Source organism: Pyramidobacter piscolens W5455, assembly GCF_000177335.1.
Lineage (GTDB): Bacteria > Synergistota > Synergistia > Synergistales > Dethiosulfovibrionaceae > Pyramidobacter > Pyramidobacter piscolens.
In genome coordinates, this window is the sequence record NZ_ADFP01000093.1 from 19,325 (window position 1) to 39,928 (window position 20,604).

At 60.3% G+C, this 20,604-nt stretch carries 28 protein-coding genes; all 28 read right to left on the reverse strand.

The window, feature by feature from the left end:
- Positions 1 to 16: 16 nt before the first annotated feature.
- Entirely contained in the window at positions 17 to 1,534 is a 1,518-nt protein-coding gene (locus tag HMPREF7215_RS08435) for a transporter substrate-binding domain-containing protein (RefSeq protein WP_009165383.1), read from the reverse strand.
- Between the two features lie 28 nt (positions 1,535 to 1,562).
- Positions 1,563 to 2,297 carry an aspartate/glutamate racemase family protein gene (locus tag HMPREF7215_RS08440; protein ID WP_009165384.1) on the reverse strand — a complete coding sequence of 245 codons (735 nt, stop codon included), beginning with the start codon at positions 2,295 to 2,297 and terminating at the stop codon, positions 1,563 to 1,565.
- Positions 2,294 to 3,616 carry an argininosuccinate lyase gene (gene argH / locus HMPREF7215_RS08445; protein ID WP_009165385.1) on the reverse strand — a complete coding sequence of 441 codons (1,323 nt, stop codon included), beginning with the start codon at positions 3,614 to 3,616 and terminating at the stop codon, positions 2,294 to 2,296. The genes HMPREF7215_RS08440 and argH overlap by 4 nt, the downstream gene beginning before the upstream one ends.
- A 345-nt stretch (positions 3,617 to 3,961) precedes the next feature.
- Positions 3,962 to 5,257 carry an L-cysteine desulfidase family protein gene (locus HMPREF7215_RS08450; protein WP_009165388.1) on the reverse strand — a complete coding sequence of 432 codons (1,296 nt, stop codon included), beginning with the start codon at positions 5,255 to 5,257 and terminating at the stop codon, positions 3,962 to 3,964.
- Positions 5,258 to 5,651: 394 nt separating this feature from the next.
- Complete coding sequence (locus HMPREF7215_RS08455; RefSeq protein WP_009165389.1) at positions 5,652 to 6,332, reverse strand: ComF family protein; 681 nt, start codon at positions 6,330 to 6,332, stop codon at positions 5,652 to 5,654.
- Entirely contained in the window at positions 6,329 to 7,564 is a 1,236-nt protein-coding gene (locus HMPREF7215_RS08460; RefSeq protein WP_009165390.1) for a DUF3084 domain-containing protein, read from the reverse strand. Before HMPREF7215_RS08460 ends, HMPREF7215_RS08455 begins: the two co-directional genes overlap by 4 nt.
- The gene (locus HMPREF7215_RS08465) at positions 7,564 to 8,070 is read right to left on the reverse strand and encodes a YkgJ family cysteine cluster protein (protein WP_050768900.1); all 507 of its coding nucleotides are present in this window, start codon (positions 8,068 to 8,070) and stop codon (positions 7,564 to 7,566) included. The genes HMPREF7215_RS08460 and HMPREF7215_RS08465 overlap by 1 nt, the downstream gene beginning before the upstream one ends.
- A 5-nt stretch (positions 8,071 to 8,075) precedes the next feature.
- Positions 8,076 to 9,119, reverse strand: a complete 1,044-nt coding sequence (gene mreB / locus HMPREF7215_RS08470) for a rod shape-determining protein (protein ID WP_009165392.1) — start codon at positions 9,117 to 9,119, stop codon at positions 8,076 to 8,078.
- A 92-nt stretch (positions 9,120 to 9,211) separates the two neighbouring features.
- A complete protein-coding gene (gene truA, locus HMPREF7215_RS08475; RefSeq protein WP_009165393.1) occupies positions 9,212 to 9,955 on the reverse strand; it encodes a tRNA pseudouridine(38-40) synthase TruA in 744 nt (247 codons plus the stop codon).
- Positions 9,955 to 10,764: an energy-coupling factor transporter transmembrane component T family protein gene (locus tag HMPREF7215_RS08480; RefSeq protein ID WP_009165394.1), complete on the reverse strand. Its 810-nt coding sequence runs from the start codon at positions 10,762 to 10,764 to the stop codon at positions 9,955 to 9,957. Before HMPREF7215_RS08480 ends, truA begins: the two co-directional genes overlap by 1 nt.
- Positions 10,761 to 11,621, reverse strand: coding sequence for an ATP-binding cassette domain-containing protein (locus HMPREF7215_RS08485; protein ID WP_009165395.1), 861 nt, complete (start codon positions 11,619 to 11,621; stop codon positions 10,761 to 10,763). Before HMPREF7215_RS08485 ends, HMPREF7215_RS08480 begins: the two co-directional genes overlap by 4 nt.
- On the reverse strand, positions 11,597 to 12,424 hold the full coding sequence (locus HMPREF7215_RS08490; protein ID WP_009165396.1) for an energy-coupling factor transporter ATPase: 828 nt from the start codon (positions 12,422 to 12,424) through the stop codon (positions 11,597 to 11,599). The genes HMPREF7215_RS08485 and HMPREF7215_RS08490 overlap by 25 nt, the downstream gene beginning before the upstream one ends.
- Before the next feature lie 27 nt (positions 12,425 to 12,451).
- Positions 12,452 to 12,805, reverse strand: coding sequence for a 50S ribosomal protein L17 (gene rplQ / locus HMPREF7215_RS08495; RefSeq protein ID WP_009165397.1), 354 nt, complete (start codon positions 12,803 to 12,805; stop codon positions 12,452 to 12,454).
- A 6-nt stretch (positions 12,806 to 12,811) separates the two neighbouring features.
- Positions 12,812 to 13,819: a DNA-directed RNA polymerase subunit alpha gene (locus tag HMPREF7215_RS08500; protein WP_040551000.1), complete on the reverse strand. Its 1,008-nt coding sequence runs from the start codon at positions 13,817 to 13,819 to the stop codon at positions 12,812 to 12,814.
- Between the two features lie 92 nt (positions 13,820 to 13,911).
- Positions 13,912 to 14,295 carry a 30S ribosomal protein S11 gene (rpsK, locus tag HMPREF7215_RS08505; protein ID WP_009165399.1) on the reverse strand — a complete coding sequence of 128 codons (384 nt, stop codon included), beginning with the start codon at positions 14,293 to 14,295 and terminating at the stop codon, positions 13,912 to 13,914.
- Positions 14,296 to 14,313: 18 nt separating this feature from the next.
- Entirely contained in the window at positions 14,314 to 14,694 is a 381-nt protein-coding gene (gene rpsM, locus HMPREF7215_RS08510) for a 30S ribosomal protein S13 (protein WP_009165400.1), read from the reverse strand.
- Between the two features lie 5 nt (positions 14,695 to 14,699).
- Positions 14,700 to 14,825 (reverse strand): 50S ribosomal protein L36, encoded by a 126-nt coding sequence (gene rpmJ / locus HMPREF7215_RS12880; RefSeq protein ID WP_009165401.1) that lies wholly within the window; start codon positions 14,823 to 14,825, stop codon positions 14,700 to 14,702.
- Positions 14,826 to 14,890: 65 nt separating this feature from the next.
- Positions 14,891 to 15,112 (reverse strand): translation initiation factor IF-1, encoded by a 222-nt coding sequence (gene infA / locus HMPREF7215_RS08515; RefSeq protein ID WP_009165402.1) that lies wholly within the window; start codon positions 15,110 to 15,112, stop codon positions 14,891 to 14,893.
- Positions 15,113 to 15,143: 31 nt separating this feature from the next.
- The gene (gene map / locus HMPREF7215_RS08520; RefSeq protein WP_009165403.1) at positions 15,144 to 15,914 is read right to left on the reverse strand and encodes a type I methionyl aminopeptidase; all 771 of its coding nucleotides are present in this window, start codon (positions 15,912 to 15,914) and stop codon (positions 15,144 to 15,146) included.
- Positions 15,911 to 16,561: an adenylate kinase gene (locus tag HMPREF7215_RS08525; protein WP_009165404.1), complete on the reverse strand. Its 651-nt coding sequence runs from the start codon at positions 16,559 to 16,561 to the stop codon at positions 15,911 to 15,913. Before HMPREF7215_RS08525 ends, map begins: the two co-directional genes overlap by 4 nt.
- A 12-nt stretch (positions 16,562 to 16,573) precedes the next feature.
- On the reverse strand, positions 16,574 to 17,860 hold the full coding sequence (secY, locus tag HMPREF7215_RS08530; protein WP_009165405.1) for a preprotein translocase subunit SecY: 1,287 nt from the start codon (positions 17,858 to 17,860) through the stop codon (positions 16,574 to 16,576).
- Between the two features lies 1 nt (position 17,861).
- Complete coding sequence (rplO, locus tag HMPREF7215_RS08535; protein ID WP_009165406.1) at positions 17,862 to 18,308, reverse strand: 50S ribosomal protein L15; 447 nt, start codon at positions 18,306 to 18,308, stop codon at positions 17,862 to 17,864.
- Between the two features lie 13 nt (positions 18,309 to 18,321).
- The gene (gene rpmD / locus HMPREF7215_RS08540) at positions 18,322 to 18,507 is read right to left on the reverse strand and encodes a 50S ribosomal protein L30 (protein WP_009165407.1); all 186 of its coding nucleotides are present in this window, start codon (positions 18,505 to 18,507) and stop codon (positions 18,322 to 18,324) included.
- Between the two features lie 13 nt (positions 18,508 to 18,520).
- A complete protein-coding gene (rpsE, locus tag HMPREF7215_RS08545; RefSeq protein WP_009165408.1) occupies positions 18,521 to 19,024 on the reverse strand; it encodes a 30S ribosomal protein S5 in 504 nt (167 codons plus the stop codon).
- Positions 19,025 to 19,036: 12 nt separating this feature from the next.
- Positions 19,037 to 19,408 (reverse strand): 50S ribosomal protein L18, encoded by a 372-nt coding sequence (gene rplR / locus HMPREF7215_RS08550; protein WP_009165409.1) that lies wholly within the window; start codon positions 19,406 to 19,408, stop codon positions 19,037 to 19,039.
- Between the two features lie 16 nt (positions 19,409 to 19,424).
- A complete protein-coding gene (rplF, locus tag HMPREF7215_RS08555; protein ID WP_009165410.1) occupies positions 19,425 to 19,964 on the reverse strand; it encodes a 50S ribosomal protein L6 in 540 nt (179 codons plus the stop codon).
- 14 nt (positions 19,965 to 19,978) lie between these two features.
- Positions 19,979 to 20,383 (reverse strand): 30S ribosomal protein S8, encoded by a 405-nt coding sequence (gene rpsH, locus HMPREF7215_RS08560; protein WP_009165411.1) that lies wholly within the window; start codon positions 20,381 to 20,383, stop codon positions 19,979 to 19,981.
- 28 nt (positions 20,384 to 20,411) lie between these two features.
- Positions 20,412 to 20,597: a type Z 30S ribosomal protein S14 gene (locus tag HMPREF7215_RS08565; protein ID WP_009165412.1), complete on the reverse strand. Its 186-nt coding sequence runs from the start codon at positions 20,595 to 20,597 to the stop codon at positions 20,412 to 20,414.
- Positions 20,598 to 20,604 lie beyond the last annotated feature (7 nt).

Below are 20,604 nucleotides of genomic sequence, written 5' to 3' on the forward strand. Positions count from 1 at the left end.
CTTTTTTGGGAAAAAGTTACTTGACGAACTCCTCGCCCATCCACTTGACGATCAGCTCGTTCATCCGCCCGCTGGCGAACATCTTCCCGATCTGTTCGTTGAACAGGGGGATCAGCCCGGAACCTTTCCGGAAGGCGATGGAATACGCTCCGGAAACGTAATGCGCGCTTTCGAGGTCTTCGTTGGGGATGACGTGATACACGTAGCCCCCGTTCTGCTCGCACTTCGTCTTGGCCTGCGAGGCGTCCATGACGGCGCCGTCGACGCGCCCGTTCAGCAGTTCCTGAGTGACCATGGTGCTGTTGTCGAGCAGCGTGGGAATTGAGCCGGAAGCCTCGACCACCTTGGCGTACTCGGTGCCGAACACGGTGGCGATCTTTTTGCCCTTCATCTCCGCCATGTTTTTCAGCGGCGCGGCGGCCGGCGAGACGATGGCGGTCTTGCAGAAATAATAGGGAACGGAGAAATCGACGCTCTTGCGGCGCTCTTCCGTGTCCGACAGGCCGGAGATGACGAAGTCGGCGCGGCCGCTGTGCAGCTCGCCGATCAGGCCGGAGAAGTTCATGTCCTTGATCTCGTAGGTAAAGCCGAGCGCCGCGGCGATGGCGTCGAGCACGTCGATGTCGAAACCGGTGATGACGCTCTCGCCTGTGTCGTTCACCTGAGCGAACTCGAACGGCGCGAAGGTGGCGTTGATCGCCAGCTTGTAATGCTCGCCCTGAAGCGGCTTGGCCGCCGCGTCGCCGTAGGGCCATGGGCCTATCCACTTCTCGTAAATGGCCTTCATCGTGCCGTCGGCCTGCATCTTCTCGATCTGCCCGGTGAACAGCGGTTCCAGTTTCGAGCCCTTGGGGAACACGGCGGCAAAACAGTCGGAGACGTTGCCGCCCTGCACCTTGTCGAGTTCGTCCTGCGGCAGCACGAAGTATTCGAGCCCGGGATGCTGCTTGACGCGGATGGAAGCGGAAGCGGCGTCCTGCACCACGCCGTCGGCGCGGCCGGCCAGGAGCTCCTGCATGCTGTACGTGCTGCTGTCCATCGCGGCGACGACGGCCCCGGCCGCTTCGGCGAAGTCGGCGTACTGCGTGCCGAAGGAAGCGGCGATCCGCTTGCCCTTTAGGTCCGCCACGGTCTTGATGTTGGCTCCCTTGTGCTGGATGATCGAAGTCTGGCAATAATAGTAGGGCACGGAAAAGTCGACCGTCTTCCTGCGCTCTTCGGTGGGCGACATGCCGGAAACGACGAAGTCGACGCGATGACTGGCCAGCTCGCCCATCAGCCCCTTGAAGTTGGTGTGCACCAGCTCGTAGGTAAAGCCGAGCTCCGCGGCGATCGCGTCCACCATGTCGATGTCGTAGCCGACGATGCGGGCGTTGCCCTGCTCGTCGAGCCGCTCGAACTCGAAAGGCGGGAACGTGGGGCTGACCGCCATCTTCAGCTTTTGCCCTTCGAGCGGCTTGGCCGCCAAGGCCGACGCGGCGCACAGCATGGCCGCCGCAACGCCGGCGGCAAATTTTTTGACGCTGAATTTCATGTTTTTCGTTCCTCCTTCGATACATAGTTCAATTTTCGACGGTTCCCGCGCCCCAGAAGCGCCGCGCCGCCGGTGGATCGGGCCAGCTCCGCTTGCTGTGGCTCAGCCCCTGAACGACCAAAGATTCGGCCGTGGCGATCAGCGCGGCGGCGGGATCGATCACCGGCACGCCGAGCCGTTCCGTCAGTTCCGCGCCCATGCCGGCGAAACCGAGACAGCCGAGGATCACGGCGTCGGCACCGTCCTCTTCGACGCACCGCCGTCCGCACGCTTCGAGAATTTCAATGATTTCGCTCCGTTCCCGCGAGGCGCCCGGCGGCAGTTCGACGCCGCGCACGCTCGCGATCCTGGCGGGATCGGCGCCCAGCGCGCGGAGAAAGTTTTTTTTCTGCGGGATGCGCCGCGCCGACGTGGTCAGCACCGAAAAGCCGAGGGCCAGCTGGCTGGCCAGCAGCACCGCGGCCTGCGCGCCGCCGACGACGGGGACGTGAAGAAGTTCCCGGCAGGCGTCGAAGCCGGGATCGCTGAAACAGTACAGGCACACCGCGTCGGCGCCGTCCGCCTGCGCCCGCAGCGCCATCTCCGCGATCTCCGGCGCGTCCAGCGCCGCGTCGAGGCACGAATCGACGCAGAGGTTGTTCTTGCGCGGGCAGATCATGACGATCTCCGTATCGGGGCGGGCGAAGGGGCGCAGCCGCTCGACCCTCAGCTTCAGCCCCGCCGCGTCGAGGCCGCTGTCGGGATTGACGACGCAGATCTTCATAGCATCAGGCTCTTGACGCCCAGCTTGATCGTGTTTTCGTAATCCAGCTGGCCGTACACGTCCGCGCCGATCGCGGGGCTGAGTTTTTGCAGCTCCTCCAGCGGCAGGTCCTCGATCGCGCAGCCTTTTTTCTCGCACAGCAGCACCGCCGCGCCGACGATGGCATGCGCGTCGCGGAAGGGCACGCCGCGTTTGACAAGGTAGTCGGCCAGCTCGGTGGCGTTGAGAAAACCGTCGTGAAGCGCTTTTTTCATCGCCTCGGGGTGGACTGTCATCGTGGCGACGAGGCCGCTCATGATCTCGAGGCACATCAGCGTGTCGTCCAGCGCCGGCAGAAAGGCCCGCTTGTCGAGCTGCATGTCCTTGTTGTAGGCCAGCGGCAGCCCCTTCATCTCCGTCAGCATCGCCATCAGCGAGCCGTAGACCAGCCCCGCGCTGCCGCGGATCAGTTCGGCGCTGTCGGGGTTCTTCTTCTGGGGCATGATGCTGCTGCCCGTGGAATAGGCGTCGCTGAGCGTGACGAAATGGAATTCCTGCGAACACCAGAGGATGATCGATTCGCTCAGGCGGCTGAGATGCATGAGAATTATCGCAAAGACGCCGAGCAGCTCGCAGAAATAGTCGCGGTCGCTGACGCCGTCGAGAAAATTGTCGCAGGGCTTTTGGAACCCCAGCGCCGCGGCGGTCATGCCGCGGTCGATGGGATGCGTGGTCCCCGCCAGCGCGCCGCAGCCCAGCGGGCAGTCCTCCATCATGATCTCCACGGCGTTGCGCAGGCGTTTGCGGTCGCGCTGGAACATGCGCTCGAAGGCCATCAGCGTATGTTTGAAGGTGACGGCCTGCGCGCGCTGCAGGTGCGTGTAGCCGGGCATCAGCCATGGATTGGCGTCGGCCGTGGCTTTGAGCGCGCCGCACAGTTTGTCCAGTTTTTCCTCCACCCGCGCGGCGGCGTTCTTGGCGAAGAGCTTCGAATCCACGGCCACCTGGTCGTTGCGGCTGCGCGCCGTGTGGAGCTTTTTGCCCGCCTCGCCGATGCGCTCCGTCAGGTTCAGCTCCACAAAGCTGTGAATGTCCTCGTAGCCCTCGTCGCCGATCGCGAGCGCGCCGCTTTCGATGTCGCGCAAGATCTCTTTCAGCCCTTTCCGGATCGCCTCGGCGTCTTCCTTCGTGATGATCCCGCAGGCGCCGAGCATGGCCGCGTGCGCGAGGCTGCCTTCGATGTCCTCCTTCCAGTAACGCTTGCCCAGCGGCAGCGAATTGTCGAAGGCCTTCATCAGTTCGTCTTCGGCGCCTTGAAAGCGTCCTCCCCATAAATTCATATTTTTTCACCTCAATACGATGCATGAATAAACTATTATTCAGCAGTAAATAAAAACTGAAGCGATATTAGCATTGCCTTTGAGCGCTGTCAAGATAAATTTTTATAAGGCCAATCCAAAATGAAAAAACCAAAGTTTCACAAACGAAAAAAATTCTTCAAAGAAACGCTTTTTGCGCCGCCGTGGCTCCGCTCCGCCCGTTGTGGCATAATAACGGTACGGCATGACGTCTTTTTCAACGAAGGAGCCGCGTTTCATCAAACTCGATGAAACGCGGCTCAACAAAAAAGCCGACCTTGCACCGTTTTTTGCACGGTTCAAGGTCGGCTTTTATGACCATCATTTCTAACGGTGCGTGATGATGTCGATGATGGTGTGATCGACGTCCTTCATGCCTTCGCGGTTCAATCTCGCCGCGTTCTCGGCGGTGCGGGTGAAGCTGTTCACGTCGACGACGCCCTGCGACACGGTCATGCCGCCGCCGGACAAGGCGATCTGCGCGGCGTAAAACGCTTCGGTCGCACCGGTGCCCACTTTGAGCGCGCACGATTCTTTGGCGCCGTCGCAGAGCATGCCGGTGATGTTGCCGAGCACGAGTTCCATGGCTTTCTTGGCCTGAGCGTCCGTACCGCCCATGACGTTGACGATGCCGGCCGCCGCTCCGGCTCCGGCCGCCACGGCGCAGCCGCAGACGGGACTCAGACGTCCCATGCGGCTCTTGACGAAACTCGTCGCCAGATGGCTGTATGCCACCGCGCGGGCAATTTCCTCACGGGACTTGTGCTTCGCCGTGCCGACGACGTAAACGGGAAGGATCGCAGTGATGCCGTGGTTGCCGCTGCCGGCGCTGCTCATGACGGGCAGCGACACGCCGTCCATGCGCGCGTCGGAAGCCGCCGCGGAAACGGCTTTTACCTGGGCGGCCAGGTCGTTCTCGTAATTGTTCCCGGCTGCGGCTCTGACAGTCCGCCCCAAGCCAAGGCCGACGTCGTTCTCAAAGCCGTAATCGGCGATTCGCAAATTCATGTTCACACCCTGCCAAACATAATCGATGTCTTCAGGCGACAACTGCCCGGCAAGCGCGACGAGCTCCTCGAAATTCATCATCTTTACCTGGTCAGGGATCGAGACCGAAGAAGCCGCAGCGGCAGAAACGGTTTCGTCGCAGTGAGGTACCGCCTGAAAGACGACCTTTCCATTCTTCTTTACCAGCGTGATGTTGCCGTGCGCTTGCTCGATCACGGCGACGCCGGTTTCGTCGCCGTGGGAGGCCATGGCTTTCACGTAGACGCCGCCTTGCCCGCTGGCCGTCAATTTCAGCCGCCCTTCGGCAATAAACTCTTTGGCGTTATCCAGGTCTTCGTCGGTTGCATCCTTGAGCACTTCAAGATTGTAGGCACTATGGCCGCAGAACACAGCCAGCGCCGCGGCGATTTCGTTGCCGCGAGCGCCGTTAGTGCCGGGGACGCCGACGGCGATGCCGTTTTTGAAGATGTTGTCGCTGACGATCACGTCCAAACGCTCAGCCGGAGCGCTCAGCTGCTCGCACGCCTTGGCCACGGCCAGCGCCACGGCCCCCGGTTCGGTACAGCCCAGCGCCGGTTTGACTTCCTGATGCAGGAACTCGGTGACTGTAAACATGAATGTATGGCCCTTTCTTCCGGTTTCCGATAATCAGTTACAACAACATCTGCGGGGACATTTGCCGTCCCCATCCTCAACAGAGGTTCCACCAGCGCCCGCCGCAATTGCTGCTATCATTGACAATTCCATCATGAACTTCTCCCCCCGACAAAAATTAACGCGTCATGACAAATACTGACCACGATGCGATGCGGAAACACAGATTTTATCCTAAACTTTTTTACCGATCGTACAAGACAAGAATTTTTTGAAAAAAAAGTGCGAAAAATTCGCTTTTTGCTTCTCACTCAAAGATTCTCAAGGAAGATCCGCACAGCAAGTTACGCAGACTGCGCAGCGATCATATTCTCTCTATGGAAGCCTCAGGCTGCGCTTTCCGAACGATGCGGATTCATCTTTTCGACGCGACGCTCCAGCACAGGCTGAGCACTTCTTTCGCGCCGGCGGCGTAGAGGCATTGGGCGGCGCGCAGCAGCGTGGTGCCGGTGGTGCTGACGTCGTCGAGCAGCAACGCTTGTTCCGGCGCCGCGCCGGCGCAGACGAAGCTGTCTTCGGGCATGGCGCGGCGCGACTGCGAATCGGGCTGCTGTTTCTGCGGCGTGCGTTTTTCCTTCCAGCGCAGGCACTCCCGCACGGGAGCGCCGAGGGCGCCGGCAAGGCCGCGGGCCATCCACTGCAGGTGGCTGTCGCCGCGCGGGAAAAAACATGCGCGCGGATGCGGCGGAATGGGGACGATGGCCCATCCGCTCTGACGCTCATTTTCGCCGACCAGCCGGGCCAACGCGGCCCCCATTTTTTGCGCCGCCACGCCGGAGCCGCCGTACTTGACTGTCAGCAGCAGCTCGCGCGCTTCGCCTTTGTGCAGCGTCAGGGCGCGCGCTTCATAGCGGCGACCGTGGCGTTCACAGGGCGAAGCGCCGCCGCAGCGCAGGCAGTGCGGCAGGGGCGGCTCGGGGGCGGAAATTTTCCCCAGGCATTCGGGGCAGAGCGGGGAGGCCAGCTTTCCGCAGACGGGGCAGCTTTCCGGCATCAGCAGATGGCCCAGCAGTTCGACGACAGGAGCCCAGTTCATTTCCGGGCCGTCGTCTTCGCCAGCGCGGAAGGATTTCCCCGCTCCGCGGCGACGGCAAGATCGGGCAGATCTTCGTCCAGTGGATCGAGATTGTCAACGCTCACGTTCTGTTCCACGACGATTTTCACGCTCACGGGCCCTTCGCTGTAGATGTCACGAGCGGCCAGCAGGGTAGCGCGCAGCGGCGCCTTCGCGGCGGCGAGGCGCTCGACGCCGTCGTAAAAGTCGTTGGCGGGGATGCCGCCGACCATGCCGGTGAGCGGATCGTTGAGGATGCCGCTGGAGGTGGCCATGCGGTTCAGCTCGCGCAACATGTAGCTGAGCATGGTCTCGGCCTGCTCGGCGCTCGGTTTGAAGCGCAGCACGCGGGTGATCAGCGTTTCTTCCTTGCGGAAAACCAGCGAACTCTCGTAAACGCGGTAGACGAGGCGCACCGTCTCGCCGGCGGCGATGTTCTGCGGCACCATGGCGCGCACGACTTTGCGGCTGTCGTAGGCGAGGATACGTTGCATGGCGTTCCGCAACGACTCGGGATCCTCTTCGAGTGAGATCGAGGCGGGCACGGCGTCGGAACGGCGGGCCACTTCGAAGCGCACGCGCTCGTTGAGGCGGTCCAGGTACCTGCGGGCTTCCGCTTCGGTCGTGACGCCTTCGGGAATCACTTCTTGCCCGAGGCGCTCGTCGGAGAACGCGACGATACGTCCCTCCTGAAGTTTGCCCAGTGTCGTGCGGATGCGGTTCACGTCCTCTTCGAGCGTGGCGCGCTCTTGGGTGAGGCGGTCGCGTTCGGCCTGCATCTCTTCCGTGGTCTTGCGCAGCGCGTCGGCCCGAGCCTGCAGGTCGTCCAGCTCTTTTTCCTTGCTGGTGAGCTGCTGCTGCGCCTCGACGATCAGCAGCGAAGAAACTTGCTGCTCGTTGCGGCTGTCCTGCAGCTGCCGCGTCAGGTCCACGATCTGGCGTTGGATGAACTGCATGGAAAACAGGCTGGTGCGCACCGATTCGGAGACGACGGCCAGAATGGCGATGACGCACAGCGAAATCAGCATGCCCGTGCAGGCGGTCAGGATCGACGAGGTGTATTTCGGACGCAGATTGAACAGCGTCACGCGGCGCTTGGCGAATCTCATGCCGACGCGGTCGCCGATGATCGACAGGACGCCGCCGGCCAGGAGCGTCAGCGCGATCATCTTCCAGTTGACTTCAGTGAGCAGTTCCCACAGGCTTTCTTCCATCAGCGGACCTCCTTTCCCCATTCGCGGGAGAGTTTCTTCACGTAATCTTCGTGAGCCGCCAGCACGACGGCGATGCGTCGCGGGCTCCACAGCGGCCCGGAATCCATGCCGGGGCAGCGGCGCGCCGCCGCCTGCCAGGCCTGCGGCGATTCGAGCAGCTCCGGCCAGAACGGCCAGGTGCGGCACTCGACGGGACGACAAGCGTAAACGCGGCAGCGTCCGTCGTCGCCGTTCATGACGCAGCGGCCGCAGCCCGTCTCTTTCAGGCTTGGGAAGCGCCAGCGCGACGTCTCGAAGCGCGACCGCAGTTGCTCCGCCGTCAGGCACAACGCCGCGGCAATGCACCGTTCCTCGCAGGGGCGCATGAAGATCCCGCCGGAAGCGCCGCGGCAGCAGCGGCCGCAGCCCAGACAGCCGAAACGAAGGCCCCCGCAGGCCCACCAGGGAAGTTCCTGAGCGGTTCTGCGGGGGCCTGAAATGATCCCTTCAATATCCTGCGAGGTCATGTCAATCATTTTCTCTGACGGCGGGCCGAGAACAGAAAACTGCCCTGTCCCTTCTCCGAAAGCTTGCCGATGTTGGCCAGCGCCAATCCGGTGCCCATCGCCACGCACTCGGCCGGGCGATCGGCCACGACGCACTTGATGCCGGTGCTGCGGCTGATCAGTTCGGGCAGGCCGCGCAGCAACGCGCCGCCGCCGGTGAGCACGATGCCCTGGTCGATGATGTCGGCGGAAAGTTCGGGCGGCGTCATCTCCAGCACGTTCTTGACGCCGTCGACGATGGCCTGGATGCGCTCGATGATGGCCGAGCACACGCTGCGGCTGTTGATCTCGATCTGACGGGGCAGCCCCTGAACCAGGTCGCGGCCTTTCAGCGTCATGTTGTTCTCCTCGCCGTCGGGCAGGCAGGAACCGATCATGATCTTCAGGTTCTCCGCCATCTGCTCGCCGATGGCCAGATTGTACTGCTTGCGCAGATAGCGCATGATGCACTCGTCGAGCTTGTCGCCGCCGATGCGCAGCGATTTTGAGATGACGCAGCCGCCCAGCGAGATCACGGCGATGTCCGTGGTGCCGCCGCCGATGTCGACCACCATCTTGCCGCGCGATTCCTCCACGTGCAGGTCGGCGCCGATAGCCGCGGCCATCGGCTCTTCGATCAGATAGGCGTCGCGGGCGCCCACTTCCACCGCCGCTTCGAGCACGGCGCGGCGTTCCACGTCGGTCGCGCCGGACGGCACGCAGATCATCACGCGGCTGCGGAAATAGCGGTGCAGGCCGCGGTTGATCTTCTTCATGAAGTAGCGCATCATCGCTTCCGTCATCGAATAATCGGCGATCACGCCGTCGCGCAGCGGGCGCACCGACACTACGTTGCCGGGCGTGCGTCCCACCATGTTCTTCGCCTCGTAGCCGACGGCCAGGATGCGTCCCGTATCCTGATCGACCGCCACGCACGACGGCTCGCGCAGCACGATGCCCTTGCCCTTCATATAGATAAGCACCGTCGCCGTGCCGAGGTCGATGCCGATGTCGTTGCCCAGGGAAAACATTTTGAGGAGGAGCCTCCCTTCTGAAGTTGGTCAGCTTTTGAATCTCGCGGGGTCAAAGCGCATTCTCCGAAACTGTTTTATTGTACCCTATTTTAGTCCTTGTAGCCAACCTTCCAGAAAAACAATCCGTTCGGCGGCGCCGTCATGGCCGAGTCGCCGCGGCTCGCGCCATCCAGCAGACCTTCAAGCCACGAGAGCGTCCGGCGCCCCGAAGCGACGGCGTCCAGATTGCCGATCATGATCCGCACCATGTTGGTCAAAAAAGCGTCGCCGCGGATGCGGAACGCCGACAGCCGGCCGCGGCGAATATAGCGCACAAAGTGCATGCGCCGCACCGCGTTCTCCGGCAGATCGCCGGCGCGGCAGAAAGCGCTGAAATCGTGCCGTCCTTCCAGCAGCGCGCAGCCGCGACGGATCAGGTCGTGGTCCCAGTCGTCCTTTTTCTTCCACCACACGTAGGGCTTCATCATCGGGTAGCAGAACGGACCGCGCCACACGAAAAAAGCGTATTCGCGCCACAGCGCGTCGCGCCGCGCGTCGAATCCGATTGGTCGTTCCCGCACCGACGCGACCGCCGCGCCCTCGGGCAGATTCGCGTTCAGCGCCAGCAAAAGCCGCCGCGGCTCCCACTCCCGATCCAGCAGGAACGAGGCCGTCTGCCCGCGCGCATGCACCCCCGCGTCGGTGCGCCCCGCGCCCGTGACCTTCACCGGCGAGCCGTTCAGCAGCGACAGGACCCGTTCCAGCGACTCCTGCACGGTGGCGCCGTTGGGCTGCGTCTGCCAGCCGCAGAATTTGCCGCCGTCGTAGCTGATCACGCAGGAATAGCGCGGCATCAGCCGACCACCCAGTTCAGCAGCTTCTGAGCGGCGATCAGCAGCGCGCAGAAAGCCAGCGCCGCCGTGTCGGCCGCGCGCCAGCGAAACGGTTTCATGCGCGTCCGCCCCTCGCCGCCGCGATAACAGCGCGCTTCCATCGCCACCGCCAGATCGTCGGCGCGCTGGAAGACGATCACGAACAGGGGCACCAGCACGGGGATAAACGCCTTCATGCGCCTGACGATCGAACCGCGGTCGAGGTCCGCGCCGCGGGCCAGCTGCGCCTTGAGGATGCGGTCCGTCTCGCTCAGCAGCGTGGGGATGAAGCGCAGCGCGATCGTCATCATCATCGCCAGCTCGTGCGCCGGGAAACCGAAGCGCTTGAACGGCGAAAAAATGCTTTCCAGCCCGTCGGACAGCGCCATCGGACTGGTCGTCAGCGTCAGCAGATTGGCGAACAGCACCAGCAGCGTCAGCCGCAGCGCCATCGTCCAGGCCAGTTCGACGCCTTCCCGGCTGACGCGGAAGATCCTCCACTGCCACAACGGCTCCCCCGACGCGAAAAACAGATTCAGCAGCGCCGTGAAAACGATCAGGAACAGCACCGTGCGGATCGAGCGCAGCAAAAAGGACACGCTCGTCCGCGCCAGCGCCGCGCAGAGCCACAGCACCGCCGCCCAGAGGATCCAGTCGTAGGGACGCGCCGCCATGAACACGCCGGTCAGCAGCAGCGCCAGCGCCCCCACCTTGGCGCGCGGGTCGAGGCGATGCACCCACGAACGGGCGGGAACGTATTGCCCGAAACTCATGTTTTCGAGAAATCTCAACGGCTCCGCCTCCTCTCGCGGATCAGCGCCTGCGCGAGCCTTTCCGCGTCGCAGGTCAGCGGCGCGCGCACGCCGCGCTCGCGCAACTTCAGCGCCGTCAGCATCACCTCGGGCAGCAGCAGCCCCGCGACCGGCCGCCGGTACAGCCGCATCGCGATCTCGTCCGCCGTGCCCAGCCCGGCGCAGCGCCCGTGCTCGAGCACGAGAATGCGGTCGCTGCGCGAAAAGGCGATCTCCAGATCGTGAGTGATCAAAACGATCCCCGTGCCTTCGCGATGGATGCGGTCCAGCAGCTTCAGCAGCGCCGCCCGGCCGCGCTCGTCCAGCCCCGCCGTCGGCTCGTCGAGCACCAGATAATCCGGCGCGCAGGTCAGCACCGAAGCGATCGCCACGCGCCGCTTTTCGCCGCCGGAGAGGCCGAAAGGATTGCGGTCGAGATAGGAATCGTCAAGCTCCACCGCGCGCATCGACTTCGCCGTCAGCTCGCCGATCCGGGATTCCGGTATGCCCCAGTTGCGCGGCGCGAAAGCCAGTTCCTCGCGCACCGTTTCCTCGAAAAGCTGCTGCTCGGGATACTGAAAGATCAGCCCCACCTTGCGGCGGATCTCGCGAAAGTCCGTTTTTTCCCGCTTTTTCTCCGGCAGGATCGTCATGCCGTCCACCGTCACCGACCCCGACGTGGGACGCAGGATCGCGTTCAGATGCTGAGCCAGCGTCGACTTGCCGCTGCCTGTATGCCCGATGAACGACGTCCAATGGCCGCGTTCGATCGACAGCGAAACGCCCTCCAGAGCTGCCGTCTGGAGGGCAGTGTTTTCATGGTAAATATGGCTCAAATTTTCGATGACGATAGACATAAAGCCGTTCCTATCCCCTCCGCCGAGGGCGGAGTATCCTTGGTTATGAGGCCGGCGGCGACGAGCCGCTCCCGAAGAATCACGATGGGCGGCGCTTCCAGCCCCCAGCGGGCGCCGATGTCTTTCAGGCGGAAAAGCTGGGCCGGTGTGCCCTCCCAGTCGAAACGCCCCTGATCGAGAACGATCACGCGATCGGCGCCGATCACCTCTTCAAGGCGGTGCGTCACCTGAACGATCGTGATGCCGCGCCCGTGCAGCTCGCGCAGCAGCGCCACCACTTCCTGGCGCCCCTCGGGATCGAGCATGGCCGTCGGCTCGTCGAGCACCAGACACCGCGTGCCCATGGCCAACGCGCCGGCGATGGCCAAACGCTGCTTCTGCCCGCCGGACAGAGTATAAACCGCTTTGTCGGCTTTTTCCGCAAGGCCGCAGACTTTGAGGGCTTCGTCCACGCGGCGGCGGATCTCCGCCGCCGGCAGGCCGAGATTCTCCGGACCGAACGCCACGTCGTCCTCCACGACCGTCGAAACGATCTGATTTTCGGGATTCTGAAAAACCATCGACACGGAAGAGCGGATTTTCCATAAATTCTCTTCCCGACGAGAATCCAGCCCCAGAATAAAACAAGCGCCCTGCATCGGAACGAGCAGGGCGTTAAGGTGTTTGGCCAGCGTGGACTTCCCAGAGCCATTGCTGCCGACCAGGGCGATCCACTCGCCCTGCCGCACTTCGAAACTGACGTTCTCAAGCGCGGGCCTCCCCGTGTCGGAGTAAGAATAGCCAACACCCCTCAGGGAGATCATATTCGGTTGTTCCATTTTCCGGCGTTTTTAGTCAACCAGCGAAATGACAGCCATAGGCGAAGCGTCGCCGACACGGAAACGGGTACGGATAATGCGGGTGTATCCGCCGGGACGATCCGCAAAGCGGGGGGCGACGTCGTCGAACAGCTTGATGACGGCCTCCTTATAGTTCATACGCGAAATGACGATACGGCGATCGTGCAACGTGCCGCCCTTGGCGCGCGTGATCAAACGCTCGGCGACGCGGCGAACTTCCTTCGCGCGCGTCACGGTGGTCTCGATGCTGCCTTCCAGGATCAGACTCGCGACCAGATTGGCCAGCATCGCGCGTCTGTGGCTGCCGTTGCGGCCGAGCTTTCTCTGGGCAACTCCATGTCTCATAGGGACTTAGTCCTCCTTGCTTGAGTTCTCTGCGCTTGCCTTGTCGTCACTGAGGACGATACCGTACTTGGTCATCTTCTCCTCGATCTCGCGAAGAGAGATCTTGCCCAGGTTGCGGATCTTCAGCAAGTCATCCTTACTGCGGCTGACAAGATCGCCAATGGTATGAATGCCACCGCGAAGCAGGCAGTTTTCACTTCTGATTGAAAGTTCAAGTTCCCTGACCGGTTTGTTCAGCAGGGCATTTTCCGGCGGATTATCGGCACCGTCTCCGGCCTGACCGTTCCCGGACGGCTGGGATGCGCTTTCGTCGTCGAACAGCCCGGGCTCGGCGGGATGAAGCTTGCGAAGCTCCTGGATGACGATATCGAAATATTCGCGAAGCAGTTTCGCCGCTTCGGCGACGGCGATATCGGGAGCGACGACGCCGTTCGTGGTGACGTTCATCACGATTTTTTCATAGTCCGTCTTCTGGCCGACGCGCTCATTCTGAACTTCGTACTTGACACGAAGGATCGGAGAGTAAATGGCATCGATCATAAGAGCGTCTACCGGTAAATAGCTCGGACGCGGCCGATCCACAGTGGCGTAGCCCACGCCCTGCTCGATGTAAACTTCGAGCGAAAGCGAATGCCCTTCAGCCAGCGTACAGATGTACGCGTCGGGATCTATGAACTCGATGTCGCTGTCCTCCTGAAAATCGGCTGCCGTAACCTTCTTTCCGCCTTCCACATCCAGCTTCAGTGTACGGTATTCGGCGCTATGGGAGCGGACAGGCACGTGCTTGAGATTCAGCAGCAGCTCGATAACGTCTTCCTTCATGCCAGGGATCGTCGTAAACTCGTGCTGAGCGCCTTCAACGCGAACCGCGCTAATCGCCGCCCCTTTGATCGAAGAAAGCAGTACACGACGGAGAGCGTTACCTATCGTCTGACCATAACCGCGTTCGAGCGGACCAATAACCAGCCGCGCGGCGGTACTGGAACACTCTTCAACTTGAATCTCAGGCCGCATAATCTCCAAAGATCCCCACACCCTTCCTATAACTCCATAGCCGATTGAGGCTACGACGGATTCTACGCAGCTTTAACAACAAAATACAAGTATTAGACGCGGCGTCTTTTGGGAGGACGGCATCCGTTGTGAGGTATGGGGGTCTCGTCCCTGATGGAGTTGACCTGCAGGCCGACGGCCTGAAGGGCGCGGATGGCAGACTCACGGCCGGGACCGGGGCCTTTGACGACGACGTCGATTTCACGAAGGCCGTGATCCTGCGCCGTCTTGGCGGCCTGCTGAGAAGCGACCTGCGCGGCGAAGGGGGTCGACTTGCGGGCGCCCTTGAAGCCGACGTTGCCGCCCGACGCCCAAGCCAGAAGAGCGCCGCCTTTATCGGTGATGCTCACGATGGTGTTGTTGAACGTCGAGAAGATATGGGCGACTCCGTAGCTGATATTCTTCTTTTCCTTTTTACGCTGTGTGCGATTGGCCACGAACGTTACCTCCCTTGGTTATGCGGTCTTCTTACCGGCGACGGGACGTGAACGTCCTTTGCGGTTCTTCCACGTACGGGCATTCGTCTTGGTGCGCTGACCGCGGCAGGGCAGTCCCAGGCGGTGACGGATACCGCGATAGCAGCCGATGTCCATCAACCGCTTGATGTTCATGGACACCTCACGGCGAAGGTCGCCCTCCACCTTGTGATTGTTGACGATTTCGGAACGAAGCAGCTGGGCTTCTTCTTCGGTGAGATCCTTGACGCGCGTATCCGGGTTCACGCCGGTCTTCTTGAGAATCTCGCGAGCCGTGCTCAGACCGATGCCATAGATGTAGGTGAGGCCGATCTCAACACGCTTGTCGCGGGGAAGATCAACTCCTGCAATTCGAGCCATACCAGTTACCTCCTAGCGCCCTGACGCTGTTTATGACGAGGATCGCGGCTGCAGATGACGCGAATGACGCCATTGCGCTTGATCACTCGGCAATACTCACAAATGGGTTTAACAGATGATCTAACCTTCATAGTTTGCACACTCCTCATGGACATTCCGCTCCCGGCCGCAAACAGCCGGAAAGGCAGCATATCGACTACTTGTAGCGGTAAGTGATCCGCCCTCTGGTCAGGTCGTAAGGCGACAGCTCCAACAGAACCTTGTCGCCGGGAAGAATGCGGATGAAATGCATCCTCATTTTTCCCGAAACATGAGCCAGAATCACCTGCCCCGTCTCAAGCCTAACGCGAAACATGGCGTTGGGCAAGGGCTCTTCGACTTCGCCGTGGACCTCGATCACATCGTCCTTGTTAGCCATGGAACCTTACGAACCTCCTCAAAGATCCCGGCTAGTGCCAGGGAGTCAGGATTTCTGCTCCGTCCACAGTGACAAGGACGGTTTTTTCGAAATGGGCCGCGTCAGAACCGTCGGCCGTCGAAACAAGCCAACCGTCCTTTCCGTCTTTCAGAGTCTCGCCGCCGCACATGATCATGGGCTCGATGGCGATCGTCATACCCTTCAAAAGAGTTACTCCTGTGCCGGGCTCACCGTAGTTCAAGACCGACGGGGCCTCATGGGGATGACGCCCAATTCCGTGTCCTGCATATTCCCGCACTATGCCATATCCTTTGGGAATCACGAAAGATTCCACCGCGTTTCCGATGTCTCCGAGAGTCGCCCCGGCTTTCACCTGGGCGATCGCGCGATCCAAACTTTCCCGTGTTACGTCAAGCAGCGCCTGCCTCTGCGGCGAAATGCCGCCCACCGCGTAGGTGTAGCACGCGTCAGCGTGGAGCCCCTGATAACAGGCCATGACATCGACACTGACAATGTCGCCGTCTCTGAGGATCCGTTTATCGCTGGGGATCCCATGAACCACTTCATCGTTGACCGACGTACAGACCGAAGCAGGATAAGGCTCGGGGATCCCCGGTACCGCATATCCTTTTTCGGAAGGGACCGCACCGTTTTTCCTGATAAAGTCTTCGGCGTATCGATCGATGTCGGCAGTCGTCATGCCAGGCTTGACGATCCCCTTCAGATTCATCAGAAGATCGGCAAGGATCGCGCCGGCGCGACGCATCTTCTCAATATCGCCAGCGGACTTGAGAGAGATCATGCACGCCTCTCAAGCATGGCTTCGATACGGCTTAAAACATGGTCGCCGGCTTCGGCGGCGTCGATCCTGAGCAAAAGCCCCGCCTTGTCGTAATAATCGACAAGAGGAGCCGTCTGGTCATGATACACCGCCAGACGCTGGCGAATCACCGTTTCCCTGTCGTCGTCCCTCTGATAGAGATCGCCGCCGCACGAATCGCAATGGTCACCTCTTGAAGAGGGCTTGAAAGCGACATGGTAGATTCTGCCGCACTTCTTGCACATGCGGCGGCCACACAGGCGCTTGACGACCGTTTCGTCGTCCACGTCGAGCAGGATCACGCCGTCAAGCTTGATCTCCATTTCCGCAAGAAGCGAAGTGAGCGCTTCCGCTTGGGGGACCGTGCGGGGAAAACCGTCAAGGATAAACCCTTTTCGGCAGTCGTCTTCGGCGAGCCGTCCGCGCATCATGCCGACGATCACCTCGTCGGGCACAAGAGCGCCGGCGTCCATGAAGGATTTGGCTTTTCTGCCCAGCTCCGTGCCAGCCTTGACGTTAGCGCGAAGGATGTCGCCCGTGGAAATGTGAGCGACACCGTATTTCGCGACAATCTTCTCGGCTTGAGTGCCTTTGCCTGCGCCCGGAGGTCCGACAAGAATAATTCTCATCTCCAGTCCTCCCTAGAAACGAAGCAATCCCCGGCCGCCCTTGGCACGCTTGAGGACGCCCTCATAATTGCGCATCAAAAGCTGGCTGTTGACCTGCTCAACGATCTCAAGCGCCACGCCGACGATGATCAGGACGGACGTTCCGCCAAAATAGAAGCTTGTGATGCCGAAGACGTTCGTCAGAAGATCGGGGACAAGAGCGACCACGACGAGAAATACCGATCCCACCAGCGTGATGCGGGAAGCGATCTTCTCAATGTAATCGGACGTAGGCTTCCCCGGACGGATGCCAAGGATGAAGCCGCCGTTTTTCTTCATGTTATCCGCGATGTCGCTCGGATTGAACACCATGGCTGTGTAAAAGAAGCCGAAGAACACGATCAGCACCACGTACAGGACCGTGTAAAGCCAACTGCCAGGGGCAAAGTAATTCGCCAACCGTTCTGTGCCGTGGAAAAGACGAAGCACCGTCGAGGGGAAAATCAGCAGCGACGAGGCAAAAATGATCGGCATGACGCCGCCCATGTTGACGCGCAGCGGAATAAAGCTGCTCTGTCCTCCGTACACGCGATTACCGACGACGCGCTTCGCATACTGAACGGGAAGACGGCGCTGTCCCTGTTCAAGAAGCACCGCTCCCGCAAGAACCGCAACCATGACGGCGAGCGCCAGAATCAGCGTGACAACGTTCATTTCACCGGAGCTGATCATCGAGAACGTCTGAATCACGGCCTCGGGAAGACGGGCAACGATACCGGCAAAGATCAGCAAGGAAATGCCGTTGCCGATGCCGTGATCGGTCATTTCTTCGCCAAGCCACATCACGGCCACCGATCCTGTCACCGCCGTAATGACGGCGACAAAGAAATCAAGCCCCGACGCGGCCAGAACGCCGGCGCGGCGCAGCCACATGGCCATGCCGATCGCCTGCACAAAAGCGAAGAAAATCGCTCCGTACCTCGTATACTGAGTCATTTTCTTCTGCCCTTGGGGCCCTTCTTTCTGAAGACGCTCAAGCGCCGGGAAAATGACAGCAGCCAACTGCAGAACAATGCTTGCGTTGATGTAAGGGGCTACACCAAGCGAGAAAAGACTGAACCTTCTCAGCGCACCACCGGCAAACAGGTCAAGAAAACCAAGAACGCCACTTCCTTCAAAGAGCTGGGACATCGCCGCCGAGTTGATGCCCGGCGTAGGAATGTGAGCTCCCAGGCGGAAAACGAACAGCATTCCCAACGTGAAGAGAATGCGCCTTTTGAGATCCGGAAGTTTGAATACGTCGCGGAAGGTATCAGCCACTTTAAATCACCTCAGCAGTTCCGCCCGCGGCTGCAATCTTCTGAGCGGCGGACTTGCTGAAGGCTTCCGCCTTGATCGTCAGCGGTTTGTCGAGCTCGCCATCGCCAAGGATCTTGACCGGAGTATCCATGTTCCGGACCAAGCCGTACGCAAAGAGCTCGTTCACCGTAATGACGGCCCCTTCTTTGAAGATTTCGGCAATGTCACCGAGATTGGCAATCTGATACACCTTAGCGAAGTTGTAATTGTTGAAGCCGCGCTTGGGCGTGCGGCGAACCAGAGGCATCTGTCCGCCTTCAAAGCCGGGACGGATAGCGCTGCCGGCACGGGAGCCGTAACCCTTGGTGCCTCTCCCGGCAGTTTTGCCGTTGCCGCTGCCGATGCCGCAGCCAACGCGCTTCGCTTTGTGCTTGGCGCCTTCGGCCGGACGCAAATCACTAAGATTCATTAATTGTGCCCCCTTACTCGTTCACTTCAGAGCACTCGACAAGGTGAGCCACAGCGCGAACCATGCCGCGGATCTGGGGCGTATCCTCGTGAATAACTACCGAGTTCAGCTTATGGAATCCCAACGCCTTGATCGTGCGCGACTGACGCTCAGGACGGCCGATGTCGCTCTTCTTCCAAACAATACGAAGTTTAGCCATACTCCTTTTCCTCCTAAGCGCTCTCCGACTTTTTCTTGCCGCGCAACGTCATGATCTCGTCACGAGTGCGCAAGGCGGCGACAGCGGCCAGAGTAGCGCGGGCAACGTTAACGGGATTGCTCGTATGGCCGACAACCTTGGTCATAACGTCCTTGATTCCGCCCAGCTCCATAATGGCACGGACAACGCTGCCGGCAATGACTCCGGTACCGTCGGCCGCTGGACGAAGAAGGACCGCGGCGGAACCGTATCGTCCCATCACCGGATGAGGGATGGTCTTGCCGTTGCGCTTCACGAGGATCATATCCTTCTTCGCGTCTTCCATCCCCTTGCGGACCGCCTCGGAAATTTCTCGGGCCTTGCCCATGCCGATGCCTACTTTGCCTTCACCATCACCGACGGCAAGAAGGATACTGAAACGGAATCTCTTGCCGCCCTTGACGGTCTTGCTGACACGGTTGATAAAGACAACGCGCTCGTTCAGCTCGGTACCGCTCGCAGACTGTTTTTCGGTCATTGAAATTCCTCCTTAGAGCTTCAAACCGGCTTCACGAGCGGCGTCGGCAATAGCCTGAACGCGGCCGTGATACACATGGCCACCACGGTCAAAGACGACCTCGGTGATCCCCTTTTCCTTCGCGCGCTCCGCAACAAGCTTGCCAATAACCTTGGCGGCAGCTACCGTGCAATGACCGCACTCAAGGGTCTGCGCCACGGACTTTTCCTTCGTGGAAACGGAAACCAGCGTATGACCGACGGTGTCGTCGATCACCTGAACGTAGATGTCTTTCAGGCTACGGAAAACAGACAGTCTCGGTCTCTCAGCGGTGCCGGAAACGCTCTTGCGAAGACGGCTGTGCCGAAGGAGACGCATTTCATTTCTACTCTTGGTCTTAATCATATCGGCTCACCTCGTCTTACTTCGTAGCGGTCTTGCCGGCCTTGCGCAGGATATGTTCGCCGAGATAGTGAATGCCCTTGCCCTTGTAAGGTTCGGGCGCGCGGTATCCGCGAATGATCGCAGCGATCTGGCCAACAACCTGTTTGTCAATGCCCTTGACGAAAATCTTGGTTGCGCCTTCCACGGCAAAGCTAATCCCTTCGGGAGGAACCACTTCAACCGGATGGGAAAATCCAAGGCTCAGTCCGAGATTTTTGCCTTTCATAGCGGCACGATAGCCGACACCCTCGATTTCAAGCGTCTTGGTGTAGCCTTCGGTAACGCCGACAACCATATTGTTGATCATGGCGCGAACCATGCCGTGCGCGGCCTTTGTTGGCTTCTCTTCGTTGGCGCGGGCTACGTGAACGGCGCCGTCCTTGACCTCGACGGAAATGTTTTCCACGAGAGGCATGGACAGCTGACCGTTCTTGCCCTTGACAACGATTCTGTCTTCCTTAACTTCTACGCTGGCACCCTGCGGGACCGTGACGGGTTTACGTCCTAATCTTGACATGTTAATCCCTCGCCTTACCAGACATAGCAGACGACTTCTCCGCCAAGGCCAAGCAGCCTGGCTTCGGCGTCGGTCTTCAACCCCTGAGAGGTAGAAATAATGGCAATTCCTAAGCCTCCCATGACTTTAGGCAGTTTATCCTTGCCGACATAGACACGGCGGCCGGGCTTACTCATGCGGCGAAGGCCCTGCACGACGCGCTCGCGGTTGGGACCATAGTTCATAAAAACCTTGATGGTGCCCGCGGGCTTTTTGGGGTCGTTGAGGACCTTGTAGTTGCGGATGTAACCTTCACTTTTCAGGATCTTCGCAATCCCCAGCTTCATCTTGCTGATCGGGATATCAACGCTCTCATGGTAAACCATGTTCGCATTGCGAATTCTCGTGAGCATATCCGCAATCGGATCGTTAACGTACATGAAAGTTCCCCTTTCTCAGAGCGGTAATTTACCAGCTCGACTTGACAATTCCAGGGATCTTGCCTTCGCGGGCAAGGTTCCGGAAGCAGCAGCGGCACATGTCAAAATCTCTCATGTAACCGTGCATACGGCCGCAGATCGGGCATCTGTTGTAGCCGCGGGTCGAAAATTTCGGGGTCAGTGCAGCCTTGTTCTTAAGAGCTTTTCTCGCCATCTCAACC